Source organism: Actinoplanes nipponensis (assembly GCF_016862275.1).
Taxonomy (GTDB): Bacteria; Actinomycetota; Actinomycetes; order Mycobacteriales; family Micromonosporaceae; genus Actinoplanes; species Actinoplanes nipponensis.
The window spans coordinates 1-7,356 of record NZ_BOMQ01000073.1 but is presented as its reverse complement, the minus strand read 5'-3'; the positions used below and the strand labels follow the sequence as shown (position 1 = coordinate 7,356).

Here is a 7,356-nt window from a genome sequence, read left to right as displayed (position 1 = left end):
GTCGTCACCCGGCAGGGGAGCGGCGCGTTCGTGCGTGCCCAGACGGAGCGACCGGTCGGCCTACGCCCGCATATCGAGGCCGCGTTCGAGCGGCCACACGTCACGCTCGACTTCTCCGGGTTCTCCAGCGAAACCCTGCACGGTGCAATTCAGGAACCACTCGACAAGATCCGCGCCGGACGACTCACTCCGGAGTCTGTTGTAATCCGGATTCTGCTGCCGGATCTCAGCCTGCCGACCGTCATCCCGTCACGGGTCGAACCCGCCGGAGACGACCCCGCGGTCCGGGAGCGCGCGGCCCGCATCGCCCGCCGCAACATCGAAGCCATCACCGAATCGGTAGGGGAGCTGGGGACGCTCGGGCTGGTCCGCAACGCCACCGTCGAGGTCCGCGCCCACGGCACGACTGTGCTGTCCAAGCTCTACATCCTCAACCGCGACGAAGTCTTCTTCGGCTTCTACCCGGTCGTCACTAACACCGTCTCGGTCGACAAGCAGCCCGTGACAATCTTCGACGTGCTCGGCAAGGACGTTCCGCTGTTCCACTACGCCACCAGCGGCGAAGACGACGACGCCGCAGACCAGTTCGTCCACCAGGCCCGCACCTGGTTCGACAGCGTCTGGACCAGCATCGCCCACGAGTACACGCCATGACCCTTGCCGATCTGGTCGCCCGAGTTCGATGCCTGCTGATCGACTTCGACGGTCCCATCTGCTCAGTCTTCGCCGGCTACCCCGCCGCTGACGTGGCGCAACGGCTTCGCGAGGTCGTCCGAGAACGGCTCGATGGCAACCTGCCTTCCAGCATCGCCGTGTCGAACGTCGACCCGCTCCAGCTCTTGGGCCAGGTCGAAGCGCTCGGCGACGACGAATTGACGCGCGCAGTTGCCGAGACCTGCCGAGACGCAGAGACGACCGCCGTAGCCAGCGCCAGGGCGACACCCGGCGCCGAAGATCTGCTTCGGACCGCTCACCGCACCGGACGTCGTGTGGTCATCGTCAGCAATAACGCCAGCGCAGCAATCGAGACCTACCTACGCGACAATGACCTGAACGGCTACGTCGACGGCGTGGCAGCACGCTTCGACGGCATGTCGCCGCGACTGCTCAAACCGCACCCGTTCCTCATCGAGAGCGGCCTCAAGACTGTGCACGTCCAGCCAGGCGATGCGTTGTTCATCGGTGACTCGGTTACCGACGTCAAAGCCGGCCAGGCCGCTGGGACGCCCACGATTGGTTATGCGAACAAGCCCGGCAAACACCGACTCCTCACCGACGCCGGGGCAGACGGCGTCATCGAAACTATGAAGTCACTGGTGCAGGCCCTTCAGCCGGTTACGACTGGCCCGTCTGCATGACCGCCGCTGCCATAGTGCCGGCCGCCGTCCTTGCGAACGTCCGGCAGCGCTGGCCGGAGATCGCAGACGCCTGGGCAAGGCACGTCGAGGCCGAGTCTCAGGCCTTATGCGATCAATACCGGGCCACCGCATGCACTGTGCTGCCCGCCCGATATGGGTACGTCGTCGCAATCGACACACCAGACGGCCCGCTTGTGCTCCGCAGCAGCCCTGATCCACACGGACCCAACCAGGCCGCCGTCGCCGAGGCCCTCGCCAACCTCGGCATCTCACCCGCGGTGCATCAGACCTTAACCATGGACCATGGCACCTGGATCGTGCTCGAACGAGCTACGCCTGGCACGAGGCTTTACGAAGTCGACATAGGCGCTGTCAGTCTCGAAGCCCTGTTCGGTCCGCTTGTAGCTATGCGTCACCAACCTCCGCCGCGTCCGAGGATGCCTTCAATCTTGGATTGGCTGCGTAGTCGGCTCGAAGATGACAGGCTTGCCGATCGCCGGCCAGGAACTTTGATCGCCCCTGCCATGGACCGTGAGAACGCTCTGGAACTACTAGCTCACCTTGCCCGTGACCACGTACCCGGCCTGTGCCACGGAGACGCCTCGCTCGGAAACGTCATTGCCAGCGGGCCCAACCGCTGGACCTATATTGACCCCCGTGGAATGTCCGGCGAAAGTGCGTATGATGTGGCCGTCCTCGCGATTAGGGTTGCCCGTTTCCGCGACTCGGCAGATTTGGTTCCTCAAGTCGCAGAGACGGCTCAAGTTGAGCCAGATCGAGTACGAACGTGGATGACGATCGCTGACGCCGCCCGCGTTTGATTGGACGCGCTGGAATCGGCTACACCTGATGGGAGAGAGCGTGAGTCAAGAAGATTGGGATAAAGCCGAAGATCTGTTGCGTGTCTGGCTGCGTCGGGCCAGAGAAGGCCAACATATGCACCATGAGGCCGGCAAGTATTTCCGGCGAGCTCATTACACTATCGCTATACCTGTAGTCGTCATTACAACAGTTCTCGGCACGGCGACATTTGCCACTATCACAAGTAAGCTGTCAGCAACGACGAAAATTTGGTTCGGGGCACTTACCTTATTGGCGGCTGCGCTGGCCGCGTTGCAGTTGCACCTTCGTTACCTTGAAAGAGCAGAAAAGCATAAAAGCATCGGAGCCAACTACGGCAAAATTCGACGCGACATCGAAACTCTGCTGGCGTTGACTAGAACGACCAGAGGTGATGCCAAGGAAGCCATCGCTACCCTCAAGGCCGATCTGGATCGCATCAGCAGCGAAGGGGACGCCGTTTCGAGGCGAATCTATAACAAAACCCTAGAGCGTCTAGCGGCCCGGGATCGCACTAAGCGCGACAATCCAGAGTCTCTACCGCAGCCTTGATCGGTGACTCATGTTAAGCCCATACTCCTTTCATGTCCTCTAGGAGCTCATCTGGAAACGAGTTATTTCTCCAGACCTGACTTAGCGTCCTAGGTGCATTGGTAAGTCGTTCGAATATCGCGACACTTTCAGGCTGGCTCGCCAGAATGTATGTGCCAAGATTCGCCGGTGTGCTGCCTGGTCCGTATTCCTTGAAAGCTTGCTCAAGATCGGGCCGCATCTCCTGAGCAAAAGTGGCTAGGCGTGAGGCGTAGTGAGGCCGTTCCTCTTCTTTTACCGCCTTCAGTATTACGCTTGAAATCGTGCGTGTGAGGTCGGCGTCGTACTGGGTCGCACAGAAGGCATGGAAGATTCTTTCCAGCTGTGACACAAGCAGGTTGACGTCCCGGTCCGGGTCCTTCGACATGGCGCTCACCGCCCGCTCTACCTCGCTGTCAAACAGCTCAACCAGCGCAAGTAGACGATACAGTGACCGTACGACAACTTTCGGTAGCTTGAAAGAAGGCTTATATAAGTACGAATGAGACATCCTGGACCAGAGATTTGAGGCTTCGGTCCTGATTTGTATCTCGCACGAGGGGGGACCTTCTGCGGCCTTCGAGGCGTCTAGTGCCGGCGGGACGGGTACTTGCAAGTGGAGGCGAGGGTAACGAAGCTCGTGGACTGGTATGTCGGCTGTGCGATCGTCCGTCACGTGGACCGGTTTACCGAATAGGTCGCTGACGAGATCGCATGCGGTGTCAAGGTCTAAGGCATGCCGGACAATGATCCGCACGCCAATCTTGTCGTAAACCCCATCCCAGGGATCTATTGAGCCCTTACTGCCTAACAGCTTAATGACATAGCTGCTTACATCCTTGGCTCGAGCTTCGACTACGCAGTCGAGGTACTTCCCTATAGCGCCGTGTCTAATCTCAGTAGCTATGTTCTCCGCCGTCTTTTGATAGCTCGGCTGTACCTTCGCGTATCGGACCCTCGCTACCTCGATGTGCGGCTCCATGTGACTTAAGAGTCCACGGCATTTGCTTTTGAGTTGTTGCTTCTTGGTTTGGCTTCGCTAGCCTCGCCTGTCAGCGTGATTTGAGTTTGGCGATCGTCAAGCTTTTCGATGTCAACGCTCCCGTCATCCAGTGCGGATATTGGGAAGTAGACGACGGCCCCGTTGACAAATTTGACCTGCATTTTTTCAAGTCTGTTCTGAATCAAACTGCTATCTTTAGAGAACGTTCTTGGAATGCTGTGTGAGTTCAGATAGTTGGCGTAGTCGTCGGCGTCTCCATCAGAGTCCATGTTCAGCTCTGCAAAGCGATCAACTGAAATGTCGCCGCTGTTGTTCTGGACCTCTGCCATTACTGCAATAGCGTACTTGGCTCGTGAGCCGGAGTTTTCAACTCGATCGTTAATCCACTCAAAACTCTTTTCGTAGAATCGCTTTGTTATCTCTTCCGGGTCTTCTAGGTGGCTGCAGCCTAAGTAGTCTTCTAGGAAGAACGTAGCCACCCGCCCGGCCGCATTCTGTTTGTCAACCGCCCAGCCGCTCAAAACGTTGTCGACAACACCGGATTGTGCAAAGAGGCCGACCTTAAAGACTCGCGACCTGTTGGTTAGAAACAAGTCGCGTAAGTATTCCATATCAAATACGTTCTGACCGTTTTCTGTGGTGGGGTTCGCTCTCATTCCCCTTTCCTGCTCGAACTTTACAATCAGTACAGCGGGCACTCCGGAAAAATTGCATTCCGCTACCATAAGCATCCCGCCCGAGTTAATGCCGGTTTGTGCTTGGCGAAGCCCCAGGGCGAGTTCACGGGACATTGCAATGAAGTCCCCGTTCTTCGTCATCAAGTGCTTTTTGATGACGCGGGGTACATCCGATTCAGGTTCCGAAGCCTCAATCACTTGGCGTCCATCGGAAGCCAATTGCTTGCGTATGCTGGCCTGCAATTCTTCTCGTACGCCATCCTGAAGTTTGCACACAGCATCGCTAAGCTGTAGCGGGGCAGCGTCTCCGTCCCCCTTCTTCGCCCGCGGCACGATATGCATGATCACCTGGACAACTTCAAGTTTCCTGAATGAGTCGATCAACTGAGACGCCCCTCGTTTAAGTCGTAGGCTGTGGCTCGCACGGAGGTGGCCCCCGGCGCTCGCGGTGGGTCGCTAAGTATGTGTCCCCCATTGGATGCAAGAGTGTCAATAACCTGACAGTCTGTGCTGAGCTGGATATAGCCAATGGCGCAGCGACTGCCGAATTCGCCTTTTCTGAATCAAGGCGCCGCGCAAGCGCGGCGCTGGCCGGCCGCGCCCGGCCTGCTGGCGGCCTCCGGCCGGCATCGGCCGGCGCACCGGCCAACGCTTTCCGGACGGCGCTGGATCCAGTCCCTGCCTCCGGCGGGGGCGCTTCGGGCTCTGGGATAGAGATGCCATCCCGACCACCGTCGACCCAGGCGAAGCCGAGCAGACCTACCCCAGGGCGCCAAGGTCGTACGTCCGGTAGGGCGCTCCACCTTGGCGCCCTGGGCCAGGCCCGCTCCACGGTATGTGGGTCGACGGCGGACGGGATGGCACGGAGCAAGGGGTATCGGGGGAGTGACATGCATGATCGACTTGCCCACGATCCGCCCACAACCACTCGTGACGAGCCGGATTCAGCTGGATCAAGCTGGACTCAACGAGAACGGCCCCGGAGTGCGTTTCCGCAGCTCTCGGGGCCGTTCACCTTGCCTGTGGCGGGTAGAGGATTCGAACCTCTGTAGCTTTCGCGACGGATTTACAGTCCGCTCCCATTGGCCGCTCGGGCAACCCGCCTGGGCATGCCGCCGCGGTCCCCCGCAGCGACGAAGAACAGGATAGCCATACCCGCGTCGGCTTTCACAACCGGGTACGGTCGGCATGTCGGGGGCCCGTCGCGGCCCTCCGCGCACATCGATACGTGGCCCACCAGCAGGAGTCTCATCATGGCAGCCAGCCCGTCGTTCGACATCGTCAGCAAGGTCGACGGCCAGGAGGTGGACAACGCCTTCCACCAGGCGGAGAAGGAGCTCGGCACCCGCTTCGACTTCCGGGGTACCGGCACGGTCATCGCCAAGTCGGGCGAGAACGGCGTCACCATCACCTCCGAGACCGAGGAGCGGGCCGTGGCCGCGCTCGACGTCTTCAAGGAGAAGCTGGTCAAGCGGAACATCTCGCTGAAGTCCCTGGAGGCCGGCGAGCCGCGGCAGTCCGGCAAGACGTACAAGATCGACTGCAAGGTGCTCGAGGGGATCGAGGCCGACAAGGCCAAGGCGATCAGCAAGAAGATCCGCGACGAGGGTCCCAAGGGCGTGCAGGCGCAGATCCAGGGCGACCAGCTCCGCGTCACCGGCAAGAAGCGGGACGACCTGCAGGCCGTGATCGCCCTGCTCAAGGCCGAGGACTTCGGCGTCGCGCTGCAGTTCACGAACTACCGGTAAGCCGGCGCGCGGCGGCGCAGACTGGGGTCATGAACCTCGGTACGGCGACGCTGCTGCTCGGCGGCGCGATCGGTCTGGCCCTGGCCCTGTTCGGGGTGGTCGTCCTGGTCACCGGCCGCGCCCCGGCGAGCACGGTGCGGAACTTCCCCACCGTGCCCGCCGCCGCCCTGTACCACCTGCTCTTCGGTCTGGCCCTGCTGTTGCTGGTGGCCGGCCAGGCCCTTTTCGCCGGTCCGGCGCGCACGGCCACCAGTGTGGCGGCCATCGCGCTGGTCGGCGTCGCCCTCGTTCGTTACCGGCCGCGACGGCGCAAGCCGGTGGATGGTGGCCGCTGACAAGGAGCCAACGTGATCGATCCGATCGTCGACCTGTCGTGGGTGCGGGAGCGGGCTGACCGCGTTGTGCTCGCCGACGTGCGATGGTATCTGGACGGGCGGTCCGGGCGCGCCGCGTACGACTCGGGCCACCTACCGGGTGCGGTCTTCGTCGATCTCGACCGTTGGCTGGCCCGGCCGGGCTCGCCGGCCGACGGCCGGCATCCGCTGCCGGATCCGGAGGTCTTCGCGGCGGGCCTGGCCGCGGCGGGCATCGGCGACGACGACACGGTGATCGGGTACGACGACGCCGGCGGGGTGATCGCCGCCCGGCTGGTCTGGATGCTGCGGGCCACCGGGCACGAGGCGGCGCTGCTCGACGGTGGGCTGACGGCGTACCAGGGTGAGCTTGTGCGCGACGAGCCGCGCCGGCCCCCGGCGGTCTTCACGGCGCGGCCCTGGCCGGCCGACCGGCTGGCCGGCATCGACGACGCGGCCGGCAGGGGTTCCGTGGTGCTCGACGCGCGGGAGGGCGAGCGGTTTCGCGGTGAGGTGGAGCCGGTCGATCCGCGGGCCGGTCACATTCCCGGCGCCCGGAGCCTGCCGTGCCGGGAGAACCTCGGTGCGGACGGCCGGTTCCGGCCGGTCGCCGAGCTGCGGGAGCGTTTCGCGGCGGTGGGCGTGGGCGACGGCTCGGACGTGATCTCGTATTGCGGCTCGGGCGTGACCGCCTGCCACAACCTGCTCGCGCTGGAACATGTCGGCCTCGGGGCGGGCCGGCTCTATCCCGGCTCGTGGTCGCAGTACAGCGCCACCGGCCGCCCGGCGGCGACCGGGGAGAGCGGC

9 protein-coding genes and 1 tRNA gene are annotated in these 7,356 nt (G+C 62.2%); 7 read left to right on the top strand and 3 right to left on the bottom strand.

Annotated features, from left to right (window positions below):
* The 4 genes from Ani05nite_RS30915 to Ani05nite_RS30900 form a co-directional block, all read left to right on the top strand.
* Positions 1-654, top strand: a 654-nt coding sequence (locus Ani05nite_RS30915) for a GntR family transcriptional regulator (protein ID WP_203774273.1), incomplete at its 5' end; no start/stop codon positions are given.
* Positions 651-1,358 (top strand): HAD family hydrolase, encoded by a 708-nt coding sequence (locus tag Ani05nite_RS30910; protein WP_203774271.1) that lies wholly within the window; start codon positions 651-653, stop codon positions 1,356-1,358. The genes Ani05nite_RS30915 and Ani05nite_RS30910, both read left to right, overlap by 4 nt.
* Positions 1,355-2,179, top strand: coding sequence for an aminoglycoside phosphotransferase family protein (locus tag Ani05nite_RS42290; RefSeq protein ID WP_203774269.1), 825 nt, complete (start codon positions 1,355-1,357; stop codon positions 2,177-2,179). The genes Ani05nite_RS30910 and Ani05nite_RS42290 overlap by 4 nt, the downstream gene beginning before the upstream one ends.
* Positions 2,180-2,219: 40 nt before the next feature.
* Positions 2,220-2,750, top strand: a complete 531-nt coding sequence (locus tag Ani05nite_RS30900) for an SLATT domain-containing protein (RefSeq protein WP_203774268.1) — start codon at positions 2,220-2,222, stop codon at positions 2,748-2,750.
* Between the two features lie 13 nt (positions 2,751-2,763).
* Here Ani05nite_RS30900 and Ani05nite_RS30895 read toward each other — a convergent pair whose 3' ends face one another.
* From Ani05nite_RS30895 to Ani05nite_RS30885, 3 genes are all read right to left on the bottom strand, one after another.
* Positions 2,764-3,750: a RelA/SpoT domain-containing protein gene (locus tag Ani05nite_RS30895; protein ID WP_203774267.1), complete on the bottom strand. Its 987-nt coding sequence runs from the start codon at positions 3,748-3,750 to the stop codon at positions 2,764-2,766.
* A gap of 5 nt (positions 3,751-3,755) precedes the next feature.
* Positions 3,756-4,832 (bottom strand): nucleoid-associated protein, encoded by a 1,077-nt coding sequence (locus Ani05nite_RS30890; protein WP_203774266.1) that lies wholly within the window; start codon positions 4,830-4,832, stop codon positions 3,756-3,758.
* A 639-nt stretch (positions 4,833-5,471) separates the two neighbouring features.
* Positions 5,472-5,552 (bottom strand) — tRNA-Tyr (locus tag Ani05nite_RS30885).
* Positions 5,553-5,701: 149 nt separating this feature from the next.
* Between Ani05nite_RS30885 and Ani05nite_RS30880 the strand changes: the two genes are divergently transcribed.
* The 3 genes from Ani05nite_RS30880 to Ani05nite_RS30870 all read left to right on the top strand — a co-directional run.
* Positions 5,702-6,196 (top strand): YajQ family cyclic di-GMP-binding protein, encoded by a 495-nt coding sequence (locus tag Ani05nite_RS30880; protein WP_203774265.1) that lies wholly within the window; start codon positions 5,702-5,704, stop codon positions 6,194-6,196.
* 29 nt (positions 6,197-6,225) lie between these two features.
* Positions 6,226-6,531 carry a hypothetical protein gene (locus Ani05nite_RS30875; RefSeq protein WP_203774264.1) on the top strand — a complete coding sequence of 102 codons (306 nt, stop codon included), beginning with the start codon at positions 6,226-6,228 and terminating at the stop codon, positions 6,529-6,531.
* A gap of 12 nt (positions 6,532-6,543) precedes the next feature.
* The coding region (locus Ani05nite_RS30870) for a sulfurtransferase (protein ID WP_203774263.1) at positions 6,544-7,356 on the top strand (813 nt) is incomplete at its 3' end.

Excerpts from the sequence above, each read along its gene's own strand:
- Ani05nite_RS30910 (WP_203774271.1), top strand. The coding sequence starts at position 651 with ATGACCCTTGCCGATCTGGTCGCCCGAGTTCGATGCCTGCTGATCGAC.
- Ani05nite_RS30895 (WP_203774267.1), bottom strand. The coding sequence starts at position 3,750 with ATGGAGCCGCACATCGAGGTAGCGAGGGTCCGATACGCGAAGGTACAG.
- Ani05nite_RS30875 (WP_203774264.1), top strand. The coding sequence starts at position 6,226 with ATGAACCTCGGTACGGCGACGCTGCTGCTCGGCGGCGCGATCGGTCTG.
- Ani05nite_RS30880 (WP_203774265.1), top strand. The coding sequence starts at position 5,702 with ATGGCAGCCAGCCCGTCGTTCGACATCGTCAGCAAGGTCGACGGCCAG.
- Ani05nite_RS42290 (WP_203774269.1), top strand. The coding sequence starts at position 1,355 with ATGACCGCCGCTGCCATAGTGCCGGCCGCCGTCCTTGCGAACGTCCGG.